Source organism: Streptococcus mitis (assembly GCF_023109105.1).
Classification (GTDB): Bacteria; Bacillota; Bacilli; order Lactobacillales; family Streptococcaceae; genus Streptococcus; species Streptococcus mitis_BW.
The window spans coordinates 97,528-119,858 of record NZ_JALDTZ010000001.1; the positions used below are offsets into that span (position 1 = coordinate 97,528).

Here is a 22,331-nt window from a genome sequence, read left to right on the forward strand (position 1 = left end):
GATCCTTTTTTATACTCTCTATTTTCTTCTTCTTCATATTTTTTCAAAAGTTTTAGCATTCTTCAGTCATGATTTCCTAACACTATAAGTACAAATTTAGCGCAGTTTATGATTATTTTAAATCTTTGGGGTTTATTAAACTCTTGATTTTTTCAAGAAGCTATGGTATTCTTTTGTTAGTTAATAAACTTACAAAGGAGAAAAGATGTTTTCACCTACTAAATTAAAAGAAAAAAGAGAGAGTCAGGGCTTATCTCAATCTCAACTTGCATCCAGTTTGGGAATTAGTAGAGCTTCGTACTTTAATTGGGAATCAGGTAAAACAAAACCGAATCAAAATAATCTAAGCAAATTGAGTGAGATTTTTAATGTAGACCCTCGATATTTTGAATCAGAGTATGAAATAGTAGAAACCTATCTCAAGCTAACTAAAAAGAATCAAAAAGCAACACTTCATTATGCTACAGAATTGTTGAACAAACAGAATGCGAAGGTTGTAGAAATTCCTGAGCGTTTTGCTTATAAAGTTTACGAAAAATTATCAGCTGGTACAGGAACAGCTTATTTTGATGATGGTAATTACGATACAGTTTATTTTAATCATCAATTTGATTATGACTTTGCATCATGGGTGTTTGGAAATTCAATGGAACCGACATATGAAAATGGTTCTGTAGCCCTTATTAAGCAAACGGGATTTGATTATGACGGGGCTATCTATGCCATAGATTGGGATGGTCAAACCTATATTAAGAAAGTGTATCGTGAAGAAAATGGGCTTCGTTTAGTTTCACTCAATCGGAACTATTCAGATAAGTTTGCGCCTTATGATGAGAATCCTCGCATTATAGGGAAAATAGTTGGGAACTTTATGCCTTTAGAGGACTAAGCATGAGTTGGTTTGATTATAGTCTAGAACCTCAAAGTGACATTGCCTTTATTGATATGAAATCTTTTTACGCAAGTGTAGAATGTGTAGATAGAGGATTACACCCACTTAAGACTTCGCTTTGTGTTATGAGTCGTGCAGATAATTCTGCTGGTTTAATTCTTGCTTCCTCTCCTATGTTTAAAAAGGTCTTTGGAAAGTCGAACGTTGGACGTTCCTATGATTTACCATTTGATGTAAAGACTCGCAAATTCTCTTATTATAATGCTAAGAAGCAAGGTTTACCGACAACGATAGACTATGTCCGCTATATAGAGGAATGGGCAAAATCAACCGTGATTGTCCCTCCGAGAATGGATACTTATATAGCAGTCAATATGGAGATTCAAAAAATCTTTCATGATTTTGCGGCACCAGATGATATTTATCCCTACTCAATTGATGAAGGATTTATTGATTTAACAAGTTCATTAAATTATTTTGTACCAGATAAAAGTATTAGTAGGAAAGATAAATTAGATATTATTTCGGCTGCTATTCAAAAAAAGATTTGGAGAAAAACTGGAATCTATTCAACTGTAGGCATGTCTAATTCCAATCCCTTATTAGCTAAGTTAGCACTAGATAATGAAGCGAAAAAGACTCCGACAATGAGAGCCAATTGGTCCTATGAGGATGTCGAAAAGAAAGTATGGGCTATTCCTAAAATGACAGATTTCTGGGGAATTGGAAATCGGATGGAGAAGAGATTACATGGTTTAGGTATCTTTTCGATTAAAGAATTGGCACAGGCTAATCCTGACTTGATAAAAAAAGAGCTTGGCATTATGGGTCTAGAGTTATGGTTCCACGCCAATGGGATTGATGAAAGTAATGTTCATAAACCTTATAAGCCAAAGTCAAAAGGGATAGGGAACTCTCAAGTTTTACCAAGAGATTATATTAAACAAAGAGATATTGAGATCATACTTCGTGAGATGGCAGAACAAGTTGCAGTTAGATTGAGAAGAGCTGGTAAAAAAGCAACAGTAGTTTCTATACACTTGGGGTATTCTAAGGCGGAACAGAAACGATCTATTCATACTCAAATCAAGATTGAACCAACCAATCAAACAGCACTACTGACAAACTACGTTTTAAAGTTATTTCACACTAAATATACTTCAGGAGCTATCAGGAATGTGGCAGTGAATTATTCTGGTTTAGTGGATGAATCCTTTGGATTGATTTCATTATTTGATGATATTGAAAAAATAGAAAAAGAAGAAAGGCTCCAGTCCGCAATCGATGCTATTCGAACAGAATTTGGTTTTACTTCACTATTGAAAGGAAATGCCCTAGATCAAGCTTCTAGAACAATTGCAAGAAGTAAACTTATTGGTGGTCATTCAGCTGGAGGATTAGATGGACTAAAATGATGAATCGTTCTTATTTGCCTTTTTTGTCTGCAAGAGAGTATCAAGATCGTGGGATGGCTAAGTGGATGGGCTTCTTTTTGTCAGAACATTCAAGTTCTCTTTGGGAAGAAAAAAATAAAGAAGATATCTCCATTTCCCTATCAATGGAAGAGAAAGTTCTATTTGTTCGGCAACTGTATACAAATGTCTTCCCAGCAACTTTTGTTTTTAAGCATTCGAATAGAAGAAAAGTAGTATCAGGTATTGTAAAAGAAATTAGAAAAGAGTCTATATCTATTAAATCAGACACTGGTTTTTTACTATTAAAATGGGAAGATATACTCGATATTCAGATAGAAGGAGAGAGTCTAGATGAATCGGAAAGAATTATATGATGATAAATTGCAGCTAGATTATTTTTCTGATTCTTATTTACGGTTTGAATCAGATTTTTACAAGTATTCAGCTTTAGATATACCGTTAACATTTATCACTGATGACATTTTACGTACAATGGCTATGTCTCAAAAACATTATTTTAAACTTAATAAAAGCAAATCTTTAGACGGTCGTGATCATTACTTTGTTTTTTCTATCAAGATGAACAAAGACAGTAGTGGCATTAGACAGTATGAATATCAGAGACATTGTTTTAATTTGTAAGAGTCCGACAGGGCTCTTTTTCTGTGATAATTTTATCAAAAAGTATTTGTTATACTTTTTTTAATTTAGATTTATCTTGGGGGTTTGGGGGCGTGCCACCACATTGTCATATCGTTTGTTTTTTGAACCGTAAGGTTTGAAATGGCAGGCGATATGATTTTTGGGATATTGTGGACACAATATCTGAGCTCGCAAAGCCTTACAAAAATGTTGAAGCTATTTTGAAAAATGTACTGACAGTGTCTGTAAGCTTACATTGTCAGTACAGGTATCAATGAAGGAGGAAAAGTCATATGAAAAGAGATATACGTAGTATTCGGAAACAATTTCGCTTAACAGAAACGGAAGAAAAACAAATACTAGATTTAATGAGAGAGAAAGGAGAGGATAATTTTTCTGATTTTCTCCGTAAAAGCTTACTATTGTCTGATGGACAAAAACAGATGGAAAAATGGTTCAGTCTTTGGAAACAGCAAAAGTTGGAACAAATTAGCCGTGATGTTTATGAAGTATTGATAATTGCTAAAACAAATCATCAGGTTACTCACGAACATGTTTCTATTTTGTTAACTTGTATTCAGGAATTAATTAAAGAGGTAGAAAAAACAGCTCCTCTTAGTGAAAATTTTCGTAACAAATACATGAGGTAGTAGAGTGGAGCACCGATATAGAACAAATTTAAAAAAAGTCTTTTTATCTGACCTAGAATTAGTGAAATTGAATGAAAATATCTCAAAAAGTAACTGCTTATCATTCTCAGAATATGCTAGACGAACTCTACTAAATCCTGGTATGAATTTTATCACCATTGTTACAAATAGTTATCAAGATTTGGTTTTTGAATTAAAACGAATAGGAAATAATATTAATCAAATAGCTCGGAGCATAAATTATTCTAATTTAATAACGGAAGTTGAATTAAATGAGTTGAGAAAAGGTATAGAAGAGTTAATAGTAGAAGTGGAGAAAGATTTTCTTATTCAATCTGAAAAATTGAGGAAATTTTATGGTCATCACTAAACACTTTGCGATTCATGGAAAAAATTATCGTAGTAAACTAATCAAATATATTTTGAATCCAAGTAAAACAAAAAACCTAACACTAGTTTCAGATTTTGGAATGAGAAATTATTTAGATTTTCCTAGTTATGAAGAACTAGTGAAGATGTACAATGATAATTTTTTAAGTAATGATAGTCTTTACGAATTTCGTCATGATAGGCAAGAAGTAAATCAACGAAAAATTCATTCTCATCACATCATTCAGTCCTTTTCTCCAGATGACCATCTTACTCCCGAACAAATCAATCAGATTGGTTATGAGACAGTTAAAGAGTTGACAGGAGGTAGATTTCGTTTTATCGTAGCAACTCATGTCGATAAAGATCATATCCACAATCATATCATCCTAAATTCAATTGATCAGAATTCTGATAAAAAGTTTCTATGGGATTATAAGTCAGAACGTAATCTACGAATGGTTTCTGATCGTCTTTCAAAAATTGCAGGGGCAAAAATTATAGAAAATCGTTATTCGCATCGTCAGTATGAAGTTTATCGCAAAACAAATTACAGATATGAAATAAAACAACGGGTATATTTTCTAATCGAGAACTCGAAAAATTTTGAAGATCTTAAGAAAAAAGCTAGAGCTTTAAATTTAAAAATTGATTTTAGACACAAGCATGCCACCTTTTTTATGACGGATTCAACTATGAAACAGGTGGTGCGTGATAATAAATTGAATAGAAAACAACCTTATAATGAAACATATTTTAAGAAAAAGTTTGTTCAAAGGGAAATCATAAACATCTTAGAATTTTTACTTCCGAAAATGAAGAATATGAATGAATTGATTCAACGAGCAGAATTTTTTGGATTAAAAATAATTCCTAAAGAAAAACATGTTCAATTTGAATTTGATGAGATTAAGATTTCAGAGCAGGAATTGGTAAAAACGAATCGGTATAGTGTTAGTTATTTTCAAGACTATTTTAATAACAAAAATGAAACTGTTGTCTTAGATAATAAAAATTTAGTTGAACTTTACAATGAAGAAAAGCTAATTAAAGAACAAGAGTTGCCGACAGAAGAGGTGGTATGGAAATCCTATCAAGATTTCAAGAGAAATAGGGATGCAGTTCATGAGTTTGAGGTAGAGTTGAATCTTAATCAAATAGAAGAAGTAGTAGACGATGGAATGTACATTAAGGTACAGTTTGGCATCCGACAAGAAGGACTTATTTTTGTACCAAATATTCAAATAAATATGGAAGAAGAAAAAGTTAAAGTATTTCTCAGAGAAACTAGTTCTTACTATGTATACCATAAAGACTCAGCAGAAAAAAATCGCTTTATGAAAGGTAAAACTTTGATTAGGCAATTTAATCTTCAGTATGAACCGCAGCATATGTATGGAAGAATTCCTCTTAGCAAAATTAAAGAAAAAATAGAACAATTAGATTTTCTTATATCTGCGGAAAATAGTCCGAATGATTTTGAAGATATAACAAATGATTTCATTGCCCAAATATCATATCTAGAGAATATGATTGAACAAGTCCAAAATAAAATTGATGATTTAACTAATTTAGAGGAAGTATTGTTGAATAATATGGCAAATAGTTCTAGCAATTTAGAAAATAGTATTCAAGGTAAAAGTTCAGTAGATACAATAGAGAAGGATTTATACATATATAAAGGAAAGATTGAAACACTGAAGGAACAACATAGAGAAGCAATAAATTTATTTGAAATGTTTAATAAAACAATAAAGAAATATAAGGAAAAACAAAATATGAAATCTATTAAGGAAAATGAGATACATTTAGAGTAAACAGTTTCCTAAAAAGTATATATAGAATAGTTTCATGTGCCAATTTGTCACATATTTAAAAATAAGAAAATAACTATATTATACTTGTTTTAGGAGACATTGGATGTTGAAAAGGATTAGAGATTTACGCGAGGATGATGATTTGACACAAGAATATGTTGCAAAAACAATCTTAAATTGTACAAGATCAGCGTATTCTAAAATGGAATCAGGTACCAGGTTAATCTCTATAGATGACCTTATCAAACTTGCAGATTTTTATAATGTAAGTTTAGATTACCTTGTAGGTCGAGTGGATAATAAAGAAGACCATTACTCCAAAAAGTATTAGGTTAAGAAAGCACATTGACAATTGAATAGTCCAAAATGGTACTTTCCTCATTTGTGGAGCAGTTTTGAATGGCTCGCCATGATAAGAGCGACATTAAAACCATCAATAAAATAGAGCGATACTTTATATGCCATGATACAAATGATATACAATGATACTTCTGACCGTTCAGGCTGCCAACGTAAAAGAGCAGCAAGTGAAATTCTTATGATGACTTCATCAGTCATGCCATGGAGGAGATTGATAAAAGATAAAAGGGAAGTGATTTTTTGAAATCAAATTTAGAAAATTATATAGTCGAGCTAGAGATGCTAAATCTATTATTCTTAAAAAAACTTATTAGCGAAAAAGAATATGAAAAAATAAAGCTGAAACTGCGTAAAATATACACAAATTAGCTGACCTTTTTTATTGGTTGCGGTAAAATAAATGCAGAGAAATAGGAGGTTAAGCCATGTCAAACAACGTTGAAATTATAAAAGCAAATCCTTTAGTAACTAGAAGAAATGATAATAGTGGTTCTTTATCGAGGAGAGTAGCAGCATATTGTCGTGTTAGTTCCGATAGTGATGATCAAAAAAATAGCTATGATTCTCAAGTTCGTCATTATAGAGAGTATATATCACAGCACCAAGATTGGATTTTGGTTGACATTTATGCTGATGAAGGGATTTCAGGAACTCAAGTTGGAAAAAGACAAGATTTTCAAAGATTGATTTCAGATTGCCTTGATGGAAAAATAGACTATATCATTACCAAAGCCATTGCTCGCTTTGCTAGAAATACATTAGATACTCTCAAATATGTTCGTTTGCTCAAAGATAAACAAATTGGTGTATTTTTCGAAGAAGAAAATATTGATACTTTAACTATGGATGGTGAGTTACTATTGACGATATTAAGTTCAGTGGCTCAACAGGAAGTTGAAAATACATCTGCCCATGTTAAAAAGGGGTTAAAAATGAAGATGCAACGTGGAGAACTTATTGGTTTTCAAGGTTGTCTTGGTTATGACTATAATCAAGATACAAAGTCGATATCAATAAATGAAAAAGAAGCCAAGATAGTACGTTATATTTTTGAACGATACATTGATGGTATTGGGGGTAGGGCAATAGCTAGAGAACTTGATGAACTAGGTTATAAAACTCCGAGAGGTCTTGATCACTGGCAAGATACAACAGTTTTAGGAATTATTAAAAACGAGAAGTATAAAGGTGATATTCTAATGGGAAAAACTTTCACTGTTGACCCCATTAGTAAGAGACGTTTAATAAATTTCGGTGAAGAAGATAAATACTACATTAAAAATAATCATGATGCGATAATTAGTCCAGAAATTTTTACACAGGCGCAAGAAATTCGATTACGGAGATCAGGAAACAAAAAAACCATAGCAAATACAAAAGGTAAACGAGAAAGATATTCAAGAATGTACCCTTTTAGCAGTAGATTAGAATGTGGTTTTTGTGGTACTGTTCTGTCTAGAAGAAGTTGGCACTCTAGTTCAGAGTACAAAAAGATTATTTGGCACTGTACAACATCTATAAAGAGAGGTAAAAAGTATTGCACTCATAGTAAAGGAATAGAGGAAAAAGCAATAGAAAATGCTTTTTTACAGAGCTACCAACAGTTGTTTTATGAAAATAATAACCTAACTGAAGACTTTCTTGAAATTATAAAAGAAGAGCTTACTGATGATACCTTAAAAGTGGAGTTGACTAAGATAGTTAGTAAATTAAATTCGTTGTACAAAAAAGAAGAAAAATTAGTTTCAATGAATCTAGATGGAAAAATAAGTGATTCTGTATATGAAGATAAATTCAATCAAATACAAATTGAGAAAGAAAAACTTTTAGAAGAAAAAGTAAATTTAGAAGTAACTTTAAAATCAGAAGTTGATATAAAAAGTAGATTAGAGAATTTTAAAGAAATTTTAACTTCACAAAAAACTTTGACGGAGTTTGACAAGGACATTTTTGAAAGTATCGTTGAAAAAATAATAGTAGGCGGAATAAATTCTGATGGAGAAATTGATCCAGCAATGTTGACTATAATTTTTAAAACGGGAGATTCTTCGACTAAAGATGCAAAATCTTACAAATCTAAAAGAAAGAATGCTAAAATAGATAATGATAAATTGTGTTTTAATGCCGTAACCGATGACGAAAAAAAGTGTACAAATAAAGAAAACAACGCATGTCGAGTGTGTGAGTTTGTTAGTGAAACATTTTTAATATGCATAAGAGTTAAAATTGACTACTAAAAAAGGAATTATTATCATGGGAATATTCGATGATTTTGAGTACAAAGAAAACTACCAAAATGAAGAAAAAGTAATTGAAGTACTTAAAAATATTTTAAGAGCAATTCATCTAAATAACTATAGAGATATTATGGATTGTGTTGATGGTTCAGAAGTTGATGATATAAGAGAGTTACTTGAATATATTGACGATTCATTACAATTAAATGATTTTGATAAAATTGATGAATATGGCGTCGAATGTAATTTCTATCCGAATTATGAGTATTCTCAACTACAAGTTTATGAATTTAATGATCAAACTGGTTTTGCAGTTGAATATCAGATGACCTCCGATTCTGAATTGGTAGATTTAACCCTACAATTAGAATTTTTATACAATGAGGATGGCTACAAAATAACTTCTATAGATGTAGATCCTGGATAAACCAAACTTAATTATCTTCGTTATATAGTACCTTTGTATACTAAGGATAGATAATTAGATTATAAGTTGCTTAGAATCTCGGTTAGTTTTTCAAATATTGAGAGGATGAAAGATGTATCTATTGGAATTGTATCAAGGTGATTATCAAAAAGATTTAGTCGCTTTTGATTCTTTAGAAGAGGGGAAAGAATTTGTAGCCAAAATACCTGGATATACTCGAGAAAACAAAGATGGGTTTGAAGTGGAGTATGTGAATCCTAAATACTTGCCGGATTATATGGAAATTGTCTTTAATGGAAATATTGTCCCTTTATCTAGATTTTCCTTTGACCCTGCAGAAAATGTCGAAATTATTTGGAAAGAAATTTCGAATCTATCCGTTAAAAACGATAAAGTGGTCGAAGGAGCTACAAAAGTCGATGCTTATGTAGTGAATAACGATGAAGTGAAAGCCTATATCGAAGCCAGAGAAGCAAACTTCCGAAAGGCAAAAGCTTTCTTAGAAAGCAATGGGTATGAAGTTGATAGAAGCTATTTCGGAAGTGAAGATGGCGAAGCTATCGTCTATAGAAAAAAAGGGAGTGAAGATTGGCACTTCTTGTGTCACTTAGACCCAATGTTTGTAGAGATTGAAGATGTAGAAGGATATGTGAAAGAAGCGATGGAAGAGATACAATAGTTAAAATAAATTCCTTGTGAGTGTCTAGCTTTGCTGGTAAAAGCGTAAAAGCCTTGTAACAAAGAAAATCTTTTACGTTTTAAAGTAGATTGGTGAGTTTAAACATAATTTCTAGTATAGCTAGTAGGGTTGGAGAAATAAGTTGATTTGGGATAAAGAATATTTTTCAAAATTTGAATTTATTATCTATTGTGGATGTGAAATTATTGGTTATTTTAAGTGTAATTTGATGACCTCTGAACTGTCTTACCAAGAATCTAGTAATCGTGGAATCATCTCTTTTGAACATAGTCAGAAACTGTCAGAAAAAGCTCTGTCAAAACTAAAGCTCTATACGCATCTTATTGATTTTGAACAATATAGAACGGGGAACAATTCAAATAAGAAGGAAAAAATTATTGGTTATAGAGATGTATTTTCGATAACTTTTAAGGGCTATAGCCAAGATGGAAACCCTTTGCTGATTTATAAGATGGAATATGTATACAAGGATTGGTACAAAAGACCGATTGATAAACTATACAATTTTATCAGTAATACCTATTTTTCAGACTGCCAAAATAATAGTTGTTTTATTGCTCAAGGGTTGATGGCTGGTGTACTTCCATTTTAGGTATAATAGAAAGGTTTAATAGATAGTGAAATCAAAAAAATTATTACTCATAAATGGAATCAGTGCCATCATTGGATTTTATGTGATTGGTTACGCCTCTTCTGATTTTGAGGATTTTAAAATTTTTCATTTAATCTATCAGTTTTTTGAATCTCCTGATAGTGGTGCTGTCGTCAATGTAATCTGCTTTATTTTACTTATTTTAGCTTTTATAGCATTCTTTCTTCATGATGAGGACTCAAAAGTCAATAAGAAAACCTATCAGTTTCTGTTTACTGCATCCATTCTTGGCTTTGCCCCCTTTTTTTCCTACTTTTCTTGTATATTAGCTTTAGTTTCAGGTGTTTTGTACCTGACAGACTATGTGAGTTTATCTACGAAAGACGTGTAGGAGTTAAATTATTGTAGCTTTAATTTTTTTAGTGAGTTATTGGATCTATTTGTCCAAGCTTATAAATGGAGTTTCAATAACACAAATGATATAATCAGGTACTAGAAATTTTGCGATATCTTTAAGGAGAATTATAAATGAAAAAAATTATGTTAATTATTAATCCAACATCTGGAGGCGAAAAAGCCTTGGATTTTAAAGTTAAGTTAGAAAATAAAGCCTTAGATCATTTTGAGCATGTGGAAACCAGAATTACTGAAAAAGCACTTGATGCGACAAGCTTTGCGGCAGAAGCTTCTAAAGAGAAGTATGATGCTGTCCTTGTTTTTGGTGGAGATGGGACTGTCAATGAAGTCATTTCTGGTATTGCTGAAAGAGACTATATTCCTAAGTTAGGGATTATTCCAGGTGGGACGGGAAACCTCATTACAAAACTGTTGGAAATCAATCAAGACATCGATGGTGCGATTGATGAACTGGATTTTGATTTAACCAATAAGATTGATATCGGAAAAGCGAATGACAATTATTTTGGTTATATCTTTAGTATCGGTTCTCTACCTGAGGCGATTCACAATGTTGAAATCGAGGACAAGACAAAATTCGGTATTTTAGCCTATGCTGTAAATACCATGAAGTCTGTCATGACGGATCAGGTTTTTAACATTAAGGTTGAGACGGAAAATGGAAATTATATTGGTGAAGCTAGTCATGTTTTGGTTCTCTTGACAAATTACTTCGCTGATAAGAAAATCTTTGAAGAAAACAAAGACGGCTATGCCAATATTTTGATTCTAAAAGATGCCTCTATATTCTCTAAATTATCCGTTATTCCTGATTTACTAAAAGGAGATGTTGTCGGCAATGATAATATCGAGTATATCAGAGCTCGTAATATTAAGATTTCTTCAGATAGTGAATTGGAGTCAGATGTTGACGGCGATAAATCGGATAACCTACCTGTAGAAATCAATGTCCTAGCTCAGCGAGTAGAAGTATTTTCAAAACCGAAAGAGGATTAGTATATAGAGAAAGCCTTTTTTAAGGCTTTTTGTATACTTTAAAAGATTGTTCTTGTAAGGACGGACATTCCTTGCAAATAGTTTACAAAAATAGTATACTGGATTTATTGATTTTGAAAACGTTTGCGTAAAATTTGAATTAAAAATTTAGGAGACAAATTGATGGAATTAAGTGCTATTTACCATAGACCTGAGTCGGAGTATGCCTATCTTTACAAAGATAAGAAACTCCATATTCGGGTTCGAACTAAGAAAGGGGACATTGAAAGCATTAACTTGCATTATGGGGACCCTTTTATCTTTATGGAGGAGTTTTATCAGGATACAATAGAAATGTCCAAAATAACTTCTGACGCCTTATTTGACTATTGGCAGGTTGAAGTGTCAGTTGACTTTGCACGTATCCAGTATCTCTTTGAACTCAAGGATACAGAAGGTCAAAGTATTTTGTATGGTGATAAAGGGTGTGTGGAAAATTCTCTAGAAAATCTTCATGCTATTGGAAATGGATTTAAGTTGCCTTATCTTCATGAGATTGATGCATGCCAGATTCCTGACTGGGTTTCAAATACGGTATGGTATCAGATATTTCCTGATAGATTTGTCAATGGAAACTCTGACATCTCACCAGAAGGAACTTTAGACTGGGATTCATCTGCCACACCTAAGAGTGATGATTTCTTTGGTGGTGATTTACAGGGGATCATTGACCATCTGGATTACTTGCAAAACTTAGGCATTACTGGACTTTATTTGTGTCCAATCTTTGAATCTACGAGCAATCATAAGTACAATACGACAGATTACTTTGAAATTGACCGTCATTTTGGAGACAAGGAGACCTTTCGGGAGCTGGTCGAGCAAGCTCATCAGCGTGGCATGAAAGTCATGCTGGATGCTGTATTTAACCATATTGGTTCGCAATCGCCTCAATGGCAAGATATTGTCGAAAATGGTGAGGAGTCTGCTTATAAAGATTGGTTCCATATCCAACAATTCCCAGTGACGACTGAAAAACTAGCTAACAAGAGAGACTTACCCTATCACGCTTTTGGTTTTGAGGACTATATGCCTAAACTAAATACAGCCAATCCAGAGGTCAAAGACTATCTGTTAAAGGTTGCGACTTATTGGATTGAAGAGTTTGATATCGATGCTTGGCGTTTGGATGTGGCTAATGAGATTGATCATCAGTTCTGGAAGGATTTTCGAAAGGCAGTTTTAGCTAAAAAGCCTGATCTTTATATTTTAGGAGAAGTCTGGCATACGTCTCAGCCTTGGCTAAATGGAGATGAGTTCCATGCGGTCATGAATTATCCTTTATCTGATAGCATCAAGGACTATTTTTTGCGTGGGGTTAAGAAGACGGACCAGTTCATCGATGAAATCAATGGCCAGTCTATGTATTACAAGCAGCAGATTTCCGAAGTTATGTTTAATCTCTTGGATTCGCATGATACTGAACGAATCTTGTGGACGGCAGCTGAAGATATTCAACTGGTCAAATCAGCTCTAGCCTTTCTCTTTTTACAAAAAGGAACACCCTGCATCTATTATGGAACCGAGCTAGCCTTGACTGGCGGTCCAGACCCAGATTGTCGTCGTTGTATGCCTTGGGAACGCGTATCAAGTGACAATGATATGCTGAATTTCATGAAGAAGCTCATCCAGATTCGCAAACATGCGTCAGCAATCATTCCGAATGGCAAGTATAGCCTAAAAGAAGTCAAACCAGATCTAGTAGCCTTGGAATGGCAATACGAAGGACAGGTCTTTAAAGCCATCTTCAACCAATCAACAGAAGATTATCTTTTAGAGAAGGAAACCGTAGCACTAGCAAGCAATTGCCAAGAATCTGAGAATCAGCTTGTGATTTCTCCAAATGGATTTGTTATTTTCTAAAAAGTGGTTGATAAGATTATGATCTTTTACTCAACTTATCTAGTATAATAAGGCTAGTTACTAAACCTGTAAAAGGAGAAAGAGATGAAGAAATCAAGAAAATTAGCAACATTAGGAATCTGTTCATTCTTGTTTTTAGGCTTGGTTGCTTGTCAACAACAAAATACTACTTCTGAAGGGGCGAGTCAAAGGCTAATCAGTTCATCTAAAGTCCCATGGAAAGCTACATACACCAATCTAAACAATCAGGTAAGTACAGAAGAGGTCAAATCGCTCTTATCAGCCCATTTGGATCCAAATAGCGTTGATGCATTTTTTAATCTTGTAAATGATTACAATACCATCGTCGGATCAACTGGCTTATCAGGAGATTTCACTTCCTTTACTCATACAGAATATGATGTTGAGAAAATCAGTCATCTCTGGAATCAAAAGAAGGGCGATTTCGTTGGGACCAACTGCCGTATCAATAGTTATTGTCTTTTGAAAAATTCGGTCACCATTCCAAAACTTGAAAAGAATGACCAATTGCTTTTCCTAGATAACGATGCGATTGATAAAGGAAAGGTCTTTGATTCCCAAGCTAAGGAAGAGTTTAATATTCTATTTTCGAGAGTTCCAACTGAGGCAACGACGGATGTCAAGGTTCACGCTGAAAAGATGGAAAAATTTTTCTCCCAGTTTCAATTTAACGAAAAAGCTCGAATGCTGTCTGTAGTTTTGCACGACAATCTGGATGGTGAGTTTCTTTTTGTTGGACACGTTGGTGTATTGGTTCCAGCAGAGGAAGGCTTCTTATTTGTTGAGAAATTAACTTTTGAAGAACCTTACCAAGCGATTAAATTTGCCAGTAAGGAAGATTGCTACAAGTATTTAGGTACCAAGTATGCAGATTATACAGGTGATGGATTGGCTAAGCCGTTCATCATGGATAATGATAAGTGGGTTAATCTTTAAAGGTGGTATGATATGACAGTAATCTTAGGATTGTTATTTCTATTTTTCATGAGTTGGTGGGTTATTTCAATCGTTAATAGCCAGAAACCACGAAAAAATGAAACATTTATCGGATATATCCAAAGATATGATATTGATGGGGAAGGCTATCAAGCAGAAGTATGAGAAGTGACTGAGGAGGAAGATTCGTAATTAAAGAACAGAGTCATTGCTCATATTTCCAAACAGTCCATTTGTAGTTTTATCTGGATTGGTATATAATTTAACGTATAGAAAATAGGAGGACTAATCGAATGGAATTAAAAGATTTTACAGAAAAAGAGCAGGAAATAATTAAGAAGGGGCTTACGACATCTAAGGTTAGTGACAAGGAAACTGCTGAGAAGATTCTCGCACTCGTCCCACAAGACTTGATTAAGCGAATCCCATTTTTCGTTAGAAAACACGCTACGACACGTACGATTAAACGCATTTCCATTGAACACCCTGAACTCTACGCTGCAGCTCAAACAAGTGGTGAAATACCAGAAAAAGAACGTGAGGAATTGCGTCAGATTATCACGACTATCTTTGAACAAAAAATGAATAAGCATAGTATTAAGTAGAGAATGAAAATATATTTTATTGGCGGTTTGGGAAGCAATGTCTATCATAGCAAGGATTTTCTTCAAGAACTAGATTCGCAGGTCTATTTTCTGAATCCATATGAAACGCATCTTCGAGATGAAACAGAATTGAAATCATGGTTTAAAAATGAGATTGTAGGGGAAGAATCTATCTGTCTGATAGGTCATTCTCTTGGGGGAGATTTAGCTCGTTATCTTGCATCGGAATTTGAAGAAGTGAAGAAACTGATTCTTTTGGATGGTGGCTATTTAGATTTAGATAAGATTTTAACTTTAGATGTGGAATTAGAGGAAACTAAAAACTATATCAAATCTCAAATTATTTCGGACTTAGATGTTCTTATTTCTAAAGAAAAATCTGAAGCAAAGCATTGGTCAGAAAATATGGAGAAAGCCGTAAGACAGTCCTATCACTGGAATTCTGACTATAATAGATATGAGTTAGCTATAAATTATGAAAATATAGAAGCGATACTCAGCCTACGGAGGAAAATACAAGCTTTTAAGAGAGAAGTGGGAGATACCTTGTTTATCAGTCCTTGCTATTCTAATGAAGCTACATGGAGAGAGGAAGCCTTAAAAGAAATGCCAGATTATTTTGATACTATTTTTCTAGAAAACGTTAGCCATGAGCTTCATACTGAAGCCCCCAAAGAAATCGCTAGTATGATTAATGAATGGCTCTCTCATTCTTTCTGAGATGGTGATTGAATAGTGATTATTAATATAGAATCAAAGTCTACTTAGACTCAACACAAAATGAGCAGGCTCTTTTTCTGTGATTCAGAAGAGAACTTGTTCGTTTTGTATTTTTATTCTTTTAAAATATGTTACGACACATATGATTAAACGCATTTCAATTGAATACCCTGAACTCTATGCTGCAGCTCAAAAAAGTGGTGAAATACCAGAAAAAGAACGTGAGAAATTGCGTCAGATTATCACGACTATCTTTGAACAAAAGATGAATAAGCATAGTATTCGTTAAATACAAAATCTGAGAACTAGAGCTTTCTAGTTCTTTTTATATCCGTTTTCATATTATTAAACTTATACAAATCTATATAAAACAATATATTTCCGAACAAAAATAGATATTTTTTCAAAAAAGTACTTTACAGAGTGTTGGAAGTATGTTATATTAATAAAGCTTAGAAAATGAAATGATGTTTTCTAGCAAATATAAACCCGAGTAAAAAATGCCTACGGACAGGCAGGGTTGAATGCCGAAGCGTGGTTGAAAAACCACATTATTGATAGGGTTAAAAGCCTACTTTTATAAGTTGATGTTAGGACGTTTGTCCTAATTCATAAATTTTTAGTGTGGTGAAAGCACACGTCATCTTGTGAAACGATCAATAAAGTACGTAATATTTGCTACTAGAGAGTTAGGAAACATCGGGAACAGACATACTCAACAGAAACAAACATAAAAACGTCAGAAGATTGCAGAGCAGGTGAAAACCTGCTCTTTTTTCATAAGTATCCTTTAGCGCCTTGCATTGTTAAGGTGTAAAACTATGTAAAGGAGTATGTCTCTATAATGTTAAATCAAAACCAAGCTCCTATTTATGAGGGACTGGTCAAGTTACGAAAGAAAAGGATTGTTCCCTTTGATGTTCCAGGTCACAAGCGTGGACGAGGAAATCCAGAACTTGTCGAACTCTTGGGGGAAAAATGTGTTGGCATTGATGTCAATTCGATGAAACCCTTGGATAATCTAGGACATCCCATTTCGATTATTCGAGATGCAGAGGAGCTGGCTGCGGAAGCTTTTGGAGCTAGCCATGCCTTTCTAATGATTGGGGGAACAACTTCATCGGTGCAGACTATGATTTTGTCAACCTGCAAGGCTGGAGATAAGATTATTTTGCCGCGAAATGTACATAAATCTGCTATCAATGCGCTGGTTCTATGTGGTGCCATTCCCATCTATATCGAGATGAGTGTAGATCCAAAAATCGGTATTGCTTTGGGGCTTGAAAATGACCGTGTGGCACAGGCCATTAAGGACCATCCGGATGCTAAGGCTATCCTAATCAACAATCCAACCTACTATGGGATTTGTTCAGATCTTAAAGGATTAACAGAGATGGCTCATGAAGCTGGCATGATGGTTTTAGTAGATGAAGCTCATGGAGCGCATTTGCATTTCACTGATAAACTTCCAATTTCTGCCATGGATGCAGGGGCTGATATGGCAGCGGTCTCTATGCATAAGTCTGGTGGCAGCTTGACTCAAAGTTCCCTTCTTTTAGTTGGTGAACAGATGAATCCTGAATACGTGCGTCAGATTATTAATCTGACACAGTCAACATCAGCATCTTACTTGCTAATGGCTAGTCTCGATGTTTCTCGTAGAAACCTTGCCCTTCGTGGGAAAGACTCCTTTGAGAAAGTTATTGAGTTATCGGAGTATGCCCGCCGTGAAATCAATGCTATCGGAGGCTACTATGCCTACTCAAAAGAGTTAATAGACGGTGTGTCTGTCTGTGATTTTGACGTGACCAAGTTGTCAGTTTACACTCAAGGTATTGGCTTAACAGGTATCGAGGTTTATGACCTGCTGAGAGACGAATATGACATTCAGATCGAGTTTGGTGATATTGGCAATATCTTGGCCTATATTTCGATTGGTGACCGCATCCAAGACATCGAGCGCTTGGTTGGTGCTCTGGCTGACATCAAGAGACTCTACTCGAGAGATGGTAAGGACTTGATAGCTGGCGAATATATCCAACCAGAGTTGGTGCTATCTCCACAGGAAGCCTTCTATGCAGAAAGAAGAAGCTTAACCTTGGACGAGTCCGTTGGACAAGTCTGTGGGGAATTTGTCATGTGTTACCCTCCAGGGATTCCAATCTTGGCACCTGGTGAGCGCATTACACGAGAAATTGTCGACTATATCCAATTTGCCAAGGAACGTGGTTGCTCCCTCCAAGGGACGGAAGATCCAGAGGTCAATCACATCAACGTCATTAAGAGAAAGGAGAACTAGATGGATTTATGGTTTTCTGAAGTTCATACTCCAGATGTGAAATTGTCCCTGAGAACAGCCAAGCAACTCTACGCTGGAAAAAGTGAATGGCAGGATATCGAAGTCTTGGATACGCCAGCTTTTGGGAAAATACTGATTTTAAATGGGCACGTATTGTTCTCAGATGCGGATGATTTCGTCTACAACGAAATGACCGTTCATGTTCCTATGGCTGTGCATCCCAATCCAAAGAAAGTCTTGGTTATTGGAGGTGGTGACGGCGGTGTTGCCCAAGTATTAACCCTCTATCCAGAACTGGAACAAATTGATATTGTGGAACCGGATGAGATGCTGGTTGAGGTCTGTCGTGAGTATTTCCCTGATTTTGCTGCAGGGTTAGATGATCCTCGTGTTACCATTTACTATCAAAATGGACTGAGATTTTTGAGAAACTGTGAAGATGATTACGATATTATCATCAACGATGCGACAGATCCATTTGGTCATACGGAAGGGCTCTTTACCAAGGAGTTTTACGGAAATAGTTACCGTGCTCTCAAAGAAGACGGAATTATGATCTATCAGCATGGTAGTCCCTTCTTTGATGAAGACGAGTCAGCTTGCCGTAGTATGCACCGCAAGGTCAATCAAGCCTTTCCAATCAGCCGTGTCTATCAGGCACATATTCCAACCAGTCCTGCTGGTTATTGGTTGTTTGGATTTGCATCGAAAAAATATCACCCTGTCAAAGATTTTGACAAGGAAGGCTGGAAAAAACGCCAGTTATTTACGGAATATTACACTGCAAACTTACATGTCGGTGCCTTTATGTTGCCTAAGTATGTTGAGGACATTTTAGAAGAAGAGGAAGGAAGAAAATGAGTCGTTTATTAGTTATCGGATGTGGGGGCGTTGCCCAAGTTGCTATTTCAAAGATTTGTCAAGATAGCGAAACCTTTAAAGAAATTATGATTGCTAGCCGTACCAAGTCAAAATGTGATGACTTGAAGGCTAAATTAGAAGGCAAAACTAATACCAAGATTGAGACAGCCGCTCTTGATGCTGACAAGGTAGAAGAAGTGATTGCCCTGATTGAAAGCTACAAACCAGAAGCTGTTTTGAACGTAGCTTTACCATATCAAGATTTAACCATTATGGATGCTTGCTTGGCTACGGGTGTTCACTATATCGATACAGCCAACTACGAAGCAGAAGACACAGAAGATCCTGAGTGGCGTGCTATCTATGAAAAACGTTGTAAGGAACTTGGTTTTACAGCTTACTTTGATTACTCATGGCAATGGGCTTACCAAGATAAATTCAAAGAAGCAGGCTTAACTGCTCTACTTGGATCTGGTTTTGACCCAGGAGTGACTAGTGTCTTTTCAGCATACGCTCTTAAACACTACTTTGACGAAATCCACTATATCGACATTTTAGACTGTAATGGTGGTGACCACGGTTATCCATTTGCGACCAACTTTAACCCAGAAATCAATCTACGTGAAGTTTCTGCACCAGGTTCATACTGGGAAGACGGAAAGTGGGTAGAAGTCGAAGCTATGTCTATCAAGCGTGAGTACGATTTCCCTCAAGTTGGACAAAAAGATATGTATCTTCTTCACCATGAAGAAATTGAATCACTTGCCAAAAACATTCCAGGAGTCAAACGCATTCGTTTCTTCATGACTTTTGGTCAATCTTATCTAACGCACATGAAATGCTTGGAAAACGTTGGACTCCTTCGTACGGATGCGATTAATTTTAATGGACAAGAAATCGTACCAATCCAATTCTTGAAAGCTTTGCTTCCAGATCCTGCAAGCCTTGGCCCACGCACTGTTGGAAAAACAAATATCGGATGTATCTTTACAGGTGTCAAAGATGGCGTTGAGAAGACAATCTACATTTACAATGTTTGTGACCATCAAGAATGTTACGCAGAGGTTGGTTCACAAGCGATTTCTTACACGACAGGCGTTCCAGCCATGATTGGAACAAAATTAGTGATGGATGGCACATGGAAGCAACCAGGAGTTTATAACCTTGAAGAATTGGATCCAGATCCATTTATGGAAGCTTTGAATAAATACGGTTTGCCATGGGTTGTGGTTGAAAATCCACAAATGGTGGACTAATGAAGTTAGAACAAGTACCAACACCAGCCTATGTTATTGACTTGGCCAAGTTAGAAGCCAACTGCCGCATTCTACAATATGTACAAGAAGAAGCTGGTTGCAAGGTTTTGCTAGCTCAAAAAGCTTATTCCCTCTATAAAACCTATCCTTTGATTAGTCAGTATCTGTCAGGTACGACAGCTAGTGGACTCTTTGAAGCTAAGCTAGCTAGAGAAGAGTTCCCGGGAGAAGTTCATGTATTTGCGCCCGCTTTCAAGGAATCAGATATGGAAGAGCTACTGCAAATATCGGATCATATTGTTTTCAACTCAGAGAGACAACTACGTAAATATGGTCAACTTTGTCGTGAGGCTGGTATTAGTGTAGGCCTTCGCATTAATCCTCAATGTTCAACGCAGGGTGACCACGCGCTCTACGACCCTTGCGCTCCTGGCTCACGTTTTGGAGTGACTTCAGACAAGATACCAAGTGATTTGTTGGATTTGGTTGATGGACTACATTTTCATACCCTCTGTGAGCAAGGGGCAGATGATTTAGAGACAACTTTGAAAGCAGTAGAAGCGCAGTTTGGTCCTTATTTACATGAGGTGAAATGGCTCAATATGGGTGGCGGACACCACATAACAAGAGAGAACTACGATGTGGATTTACTGATTTCTGAAATCAAGCGAATTCGAGAAACCTATAACCTTGACGTCTATATCGAACCAGGAGAAGCCATTGCACTTAATGCGGGTTATCTAGCTACTGAGGTCTTAGATATCGTTCAAAATGAGATTGAGGTTCTAGTGCTGGATGCATCGGCGACTTGCCATATGCCTGATGTACTTGAGATGCCTTATCGTCCCCCATTGAGAGATGGCTTTGAAGCGCAAGAAAAAGCGTATACTTATAGACTCTCTTCCAATACCTGTCTAACAGGTGATATCATTGGAGACTATAGTTTTGAAAATCCTGTTAAAATTGGAGATAGACTTTATTTCGAAGATATGGCAATTTATTCCTTTGTCAAAAATAATACCTTTAATGGTATTGGATTGCCAAGTCTCTATCTCATGGACGAGCAGGGTGACTGCAGCTTAGTCAAAGCCTTTGGCTATCAAGATTTTAAAGGGAGATTATCATGATGGACAGTCCAAAAAAATTAGGCTATCGTATGCCGGCGGAGTATGAACCCCACCATGGAACTCTCATGATATGGCCGACTCGACCAGGTTCATGGCCTTATCAAGGAAAGGCTGCTAAAGCAGCTTTTAGCCAAATTATTCATACCATTGCTAAAGGTGAACAAGTCTATCTCTTGGTAGACCAAGCTCACTTATCTGAAGCACAATCTTATCTTGGAGACAAGGTCGTTTATCTAGATATCGCAACAAATGATGCCTGGGCGCGTGATACAGGTCCGACCATTCTCGTTAGTGATAAAAGAGAAAAGTTGGCAGTTGATTGGTCTTTCAATGCCTGGGGTGGGGCTGTTGATGGTCTCTACCAAGACTATGAAGCCGATGACCAAGTAGCCAGTCGTTTTGCTGAGGTCTTGGAAATGCCTGTCTATGATGCTAAACCTTTTGTATTAGAAGGTGGAGCTATTCATAGTGACGGTCAAGGAACGATTCTTGTTACAGAAAGCTGCTTGCTCAGTCCGGGTCGAAATCCTCACCTGACTAAAGAGGAAATTGAAGAGACCTTACTAGAGAGTCTTGGTGCAGAAAAAGTTATCTGGTTGCCTTATGGGATTTATCAAGATGAGACAAATGAACACGTCGATAATGTTGCAGCATTTGTTGGTCCTGCTGAGGTTGTTTTAGCATGGACGGACGACCAAGATGATCCCCAGTATGCCATGTCTGCAACTGATTTAGCTATCTTAGAAAAAGAAACTGATGCAAAAGGCCGTCCCTTCACTATTCATAAACTCCCGATTCCAGCATGTCATCAAGTAGTTACAGAAGAAGATTTACCGGGCTATTCTTATGAAGAAGGAGAAGAGGAGCGTTATGCTGGGGAACGTCTAGCAGCTTCCTATGTGAACTTTTACATCGCTAATAAGTCTGTATTAGTTCCACAATTTCAGGATGTAAACGACCAAGTAGCATTAGATATTCTGAGTCAGTGTTTCCCAGACCGTGAAGTTGTCGGAATTCCTGCAAGAGATATTCTATTAGGTGGTGGAAATATCCACTGCATTACCCAACAAATTCCAGAATAGGAGAAAAA

At 35.7% G+C, this 22,331-nt stretch carries 25 protein-coding genes; all 25 read left to right on the forward strand.

The genetic code is table 11. The features are described from left to right. The first annotated feature begins 205 nt into the window (after positions 1 to 205). The 25 genes from M1F37_RS00550 to aguA all read left to right on the forward strand — a co-directional run bounded on the left by M1F37_RS00550 (position 206) and on the right by aguA (position 22,323). A complete protein-coding gene (locus tag M1F37_RS00550) occupies positions 206 to 889 on the forward strand; it encodes a LexA family transcriptional regulator (protein ID WP_045773573.1) in 684 nt (227 codons plus the stop codon). Positions 890 to 891: 2 nt separating this feature from the next. Continuing rightward, positions 892 to 2,307, forward strand: a complete 1,416-nt coding sequence (locus M1F37_RS00555) for a Y-family DNA polymerase (protein WP_172923614.1) — start codon at positions 892 to 894, stop codon at positions 2,305 to 2,307. Then, the gene (locus M1F37_RS00560; protein ID WP_125393988.1) at positions 2,304 to 2,681 is read left to right on the forward strand and encodes a hypothetical protein; all 378 of its coding nucleotides are present in this window, start codon (positions 2,304 to 2,306) and stop codon (positions 2,679 to 2,681) included. Before M1F37_RS00555 ends, M1F37_RS00560 begins: the two co-directional genes overlap by 4 nt. Beyond that, complete coding sequence (locus M1F37_RS00565) at positions 2,659 to 2,949, forward strand: DUF5960 family protein (RefSeq protein ID WP_037606793.1); 291 nt, start codon at positions 2,659 to 2,661, stop codon at positions 2,947 to 2,949. The genes M1F37_RS00560 and M1F37_RS00565 overlap by 23 nt, the downstream gene beginning before the upstream one ends. Before the next feature lie 293 nt (positions 2,950 to 3,242). Continuing rightward, positions 3,243 to 3,599, forward strand: a complete 357-nt coding sequence (locus M1F37_RS00570) for an SAG1252 family conjugative relaxosome accessory protein (RefSeq protein WP_150923003.1) — start codon at positions 3,243 to 3,245, stop codon at positions 3,597 to 3,599. Positions 3,600 to 3,603: 4 nt separating this feature from the next. Beyond that, positions 3,604 to 3,969: a plasmid mobilization relaxosome protein MobC gene (gene mobC / locus M1F37_RS00575; RefSeq protein WP_247934311.1), complete on the forward strand. Its 366-nt coding sequence runs from the start codon at positions 3,604 to 3,606 to the stop codon at positions 3,967 to 3,969. Next, positions 3,956 to 5,785 (forward strand): SAG1250 family conjugative relaxase, encoded by a 1,830-nt coding sequence (locus tag M1F37_RS00580; protein ID WP_247934312.1) that lies wholly within the window; start codon positions 3,956 to 3,958, stop codon positions 5,783 to 5,785. The genes mobC and M1F37_RS00580 overlap by 14 nt, the downstream gene beginning before the upstream one ends. Positions 5,786 to 5,888: 103 nt before the next feature. Next, on the forward strand, positions 5,889 to 6,116 hold the full coding sequence (locus M1F37_RS00585; RefSeq protein ID WP_000919632.1) for a helix-turn-helix domain-containing protein: 228 nt from the start codon (positions 5,889 to 5,891) through the stop codon (positions 6,114 to 6,116). Positions 6,117 to 6,570: 454 nt separating this feature from the next. Beyond that, the gene (locus M1F37_RS00590; RefSeq protein ID WP_247934313.1) at positions 6,571 to 8,382 is read left to right on the forward strand and encodes a recombinase family protein; all 1,812 of its coding nucleotides are present in this window, start codon (positions 6,571 to 6,573) and stop codon (positions 8,380 to 8,382) included. Positions 8,383 to 8,398: 16 nt separating this feature from the next. Further along, complete coding sequence (locus M1F37_RS00595; protein WP_247934449.1) at positions 8,399 to 8,809, forward strand: DUF7668 domain-containing protein; 411 nt, start codon at positions 8,399 to 8,401, stop codon at positions 8,807 to 8,809. A gap of 112 nt (positions 8,810 to 8,921) precedes the next feature. Beyond that, complete coding sequence (locus tag M1F37_RS00600; RefSeq protein WP_247934314.1) at positions 8,922 to 9,488, forward strand: hypothetical protein; 567 nt, start codon at positions 8,922 to 8,924, stop codon at positions 9,486 to 9,488. Between the two features lie 142 nt (positions 9,489 to 9,630). Then, entirely contained in the window at positions 9,631 to 10,101 is a 471-nt protein-coding gene (locus tag M1F37_RS00605) for a hypothetical protein (protein WP_247934315.1), read from the forward strand. A 25-nt stretch (positions 10,102 to 10,126) separates the two neighbouring features. Then, entirely contained in the window at positions 10,127 to 10,492 is a 366-nt protein-coding gene (locus M1F37_RS00610; RefSeq protein WP_247934316.1) for a hypothetical protein, read from the forward strand. Between the two features lie 137 nt (positions 10,493 to 10,629). Continuing rightward, entirely contained in the window at positions 10,630 to 11,514 is an 885-nt protein-coding gene (locus M1F37_RS00615; RefSeq protein WP_247934317.1) for a diacylglycerol/lipid kinase family protein, read from the forward strand. A gap of 162 nt (positions 11,515 to 11,676) precedes the next feature. Beyond that, positions 11,677 to 13,416: a glycoside hydrolase family 13 protein gene (locus M1F37_RS00620; RefSeq protein ID WP_247934318.1), complete on the forward strand. Its 1,740-nt coding sequence runs from the start codon at positions 11,677 to 11,679 to the stop codon at positions 13,414 to 13,416. An 84-nt stretch (positions 13,417 to 13,500) separates the two neighbouring features. Then, entirely contained in the window at positions 13,501 to 14,373 is an 873-nt protein-coding gene (locus M1F37_RS00625) for a DUF4300 family protein (RefSeq protein WP_247934319.1), read from the forward strand. Positions 14,374 to 14,385: 12 nt separating this feature from the next. Beyond that, entirely contained in the window at positions 14,386 to 14,538 is a 153-nt protein-coding gene (locus M1F37_RS00630; protein ID WP_247934320.1) for a hypothetical protein, read from the forward strand. A gap of 128 nt (positions 14,539 to 14,666) precedes the next feature. Continuing rightward, complete coding sequence (locus tag M1F37_RS00635; RefSeq protein WP_247934321.1) at positions 14,667 to 14,978, forward strand: hypothetical protein; 312 nt, start codon at positions 14,667 to 14,669, stop codon at positions 14,976 to 14,978. 3 nt (positions 14,979 to 14,981) lie between these two features. After that, on the forward strand, positions 14,982 to 15,698 hold the full coding sequence (locus M1F37_RS00640; protein WP_247934322.1) for an alpha/beta fold hydrolase: 717 nt from the start codon (positions 14,982 to 14,984) through the stop codon (positions 15,696 to 15,698). 142 nt (positions 15,699 to 15,840) lie between these two features. Beyond that, positions 15,841 to 15,987, forward strand: coding sequence for a hypothetical protein (locus tag M1F37_RS00645; RefSeq protein ID WP_247934451.1), 147 nt, complete (start codon positions 15,841 to 15,843; stop codon positions 15,985 to 15,987). Positions 15,988 to 16,542: 555 nt separating this feature from the next. Beyond that, complete coding sequence (locus tag M1F37_RS00650) at positions 16,543 to 17,997, forward strand: aminotransferase class I/II-fold pyridoxal phosphate-dependent enzyme (protein WP_247934323.1); 1,455 nt, start codon at positions 16,543 to 16,545, stop codon at positions 17,995 to 17,997. Next, complete coding sequence (gene speE / locus M1F37_RS00655; protein ID WP_247934324.1) at positions 17,998 to 18,858, forward strand: polyamine aminopropyltransferase; 861 nt, start codon at positions 17,998 to 18,000, stop codon at positions 18,856 to 18,858. Continuing rightward, a complete protein-coding gene (locus tag M1F37_RS00660; protein WP_006148503.1) occupies positions 18,855 to 20,114 on the forward strand; it encodes a saccharopine dehydrogenase family protein in 1,260 nt (419 codons plus the stop codon). The genes speE and M1F37_RS00660 overlap by 4 nt, the downstream gene beginning before the upstream one ends. After that, a complete protein-coding gene (nspC, locus tag M1F37_RS00665) occupies positions 20,114 to 21,241 on the forward strand; it encodes a carboxynorspermidine decarboxylase (RefSeq protein WP_247934325.1) in 1,128 nt (375 codons plus the stop codon). Before M1F37_RS00660 ends, nspC begins: the two co-directional genes overlap by 1 nt. Then, positions 21,238 to 22,323 (forward strand): agmatine deiminase, encoded by a 1,086-nt coding sequence (gene aguA / locus M1F37_RS00670; protein ID WP_247934326.1) that lies wholly within the window; start codon positions 21,238 to 21,240, stop codon positions 22,321 to 22,323. Before nspC ends, aguA begins: the two co-directional genes overlap by 4 nt. Positions 22,324 to 22,331 lie beyond the last annotated feature (8 nt).

What these genes read in the sequence shown, in the direction of transcription:
- M1F37_RS00555 (WP_172923614.1), top strand. Translation starts at nt 892, where the DNA reads ATGAGTTGGTTTGATTATAGTCTAGAACCTCAAAGTGACATTGCCTTT.
- M1F37_RS00645 (WP_247934451.1), top strand. Translation starts at nt 15,841, where the DNA reads ATGATTAAACGCATTTCAATTGAATACCCTGAACTCTATGCTGCAGCT.
- M1F37_RS00560 (WP_125393988.1), top strand. Translation starts at nt 2,304, where the DNA reads ATGATGAATCGTTCTTATTTGCCTTTTTTGTCTGCAAGAGAGTATCAA.
- M1F37_RS00660 (WP_006148503.1), top strand. Translation starts at nt 18,855, where the DNA reads ATGAGTCGTTTATTAGTTATCGGATGTGGGGGCGTTGCCCAAGTTGCT.
- M1F37_RS00590 (WP_247934313.1), top strand. Translation starts at nt 6,571, where the DNA reads ATGTCAAACAACGTTGAAATTATAAAAGCAAATCCTTTAGTAACTAGA.
- M1F37_RS00620 (WP_247934318.1), top strand. Translation starts at nt 11,677, where the DNA reads ATGGAATTAAGTGCTATTTACCATAGACCTGAGTCGGAGTATGCCTAT.
- M1F37_RS00625 (WP_247934319.1), top strand. Translation starts at nt 13,501, where the DNA reads ATGAAGAAATCAAGAAAATTAGCAACATTAGGAATCTGTTCATTCTTG.
- M1F37_RS00565 (WP_037606793.1), top strand. Translation starts at nt 2,659, where the DNA reads ATGAATCGGAAAGAATTATATGATGATAAATTGCAGCTAGATTATTTT.
- M1F37_RS00550 (WP_045773573.1), top strand. Translation starts at nt 206, where the DNA reads ATGTTTTCACCTACTAAATTAAAAGAAAAAAGAGAGAGTCAGGGCTTA.
- M1F37_RS00585 (WP_000919632.1), top strand. Translation starts at nt 5,889, where the DNA reads ATGTTGAAAAGGATTAGAGATTTACGCGAGGATGATGATTTGACACAA.
- M1F37_RS00635 (WP_247934321.1), top strand. Translation starts at nt 14,667, where the DNA reads ATGGAATTAAAAGATTTTACAGAAAAAGAGCAGGAAATAATTAAGAAG.
- M1F37_RS00580 (WP_247934312.1), top strand. Translation starts at nt 3,956, where the DNA reads ATGGTCATCACTAAACACTTTGCGATTCATGGAAAAAATTATCGTAGT.
- M1F37_RS00630 (WP_247934320.1), top strand. Translation starts at nt 14,386, where the DNA reads ATGACAGTAATCTTAGGATTGTTATTTCTATTTTTCATGAGTTGGTGG.
- M1F37_RS00640 (WP_247934322.1), top strand. Translation starts at nt 14,982, where the DNA reads ATGAAAATATATTTTATTGGCGGTTTGGGAAGCAATGTCTATCATAGC.
- M1F37_RS00600 (WP_247934314.1), top strand. Translation starts at nt 8,922, where the DNA reads ATGTATCTATTGGAATTGTATCAAGGTGATTATCAAAAAGATTTAGTC.
- M1F37_RS00570 (WP_150923003.1), top strand. Translation starts at nt 3,243, where the DNA reads ATGAAAAGAGATATACGTAGTATTCGGAAACAATTTCGCTTAACAGAA.
- nspC (WP_247934325.1), top strand. Translation starts at nt 20,114, where the DNA reads ATGAAGTTAGAACAAGTACCAACACCAGCCTATGTTATTGACTTGGCC.
- M1F37_RS00650 (WP_247934323.1), top strand. Translation starts at nt 16,543, where the DNA reads ATGTTAAATCAAAACCAAGCTCCTATTTATGAGGGACTGGTCAAGTTA.
- speE (WP_247934324.1), top strand. Translation starts at nt 17,998, where the DNA reads ATGGATTTATGGTTTTCTGAAGTTCATACTCCAGATGTGAAATTGTCC.
- M1F37_RS00615 (WP_247934317.1), top strand. Translation starts at nt 10,630, where the DNA reads ATGAAAAAAATTATGTTAATTATTAATCCAACATCTGGAGGCGAAAAA.
- aguA (WP_247934326.1), top strand. Translation starts at nt 21,238, where the DNA reads ATGATGGACAGTCCAAAAAAATTAGGCTATCGTATGCCGGCGGAGTAT.
- M1F37_RS00595 (WP_247934449.1), top strand. Translation starts at nt 8,399, where the DNA reads ATGGGAATATTCGATGATTTTGAGTACAAAGAAAACTACCAAAATGAA.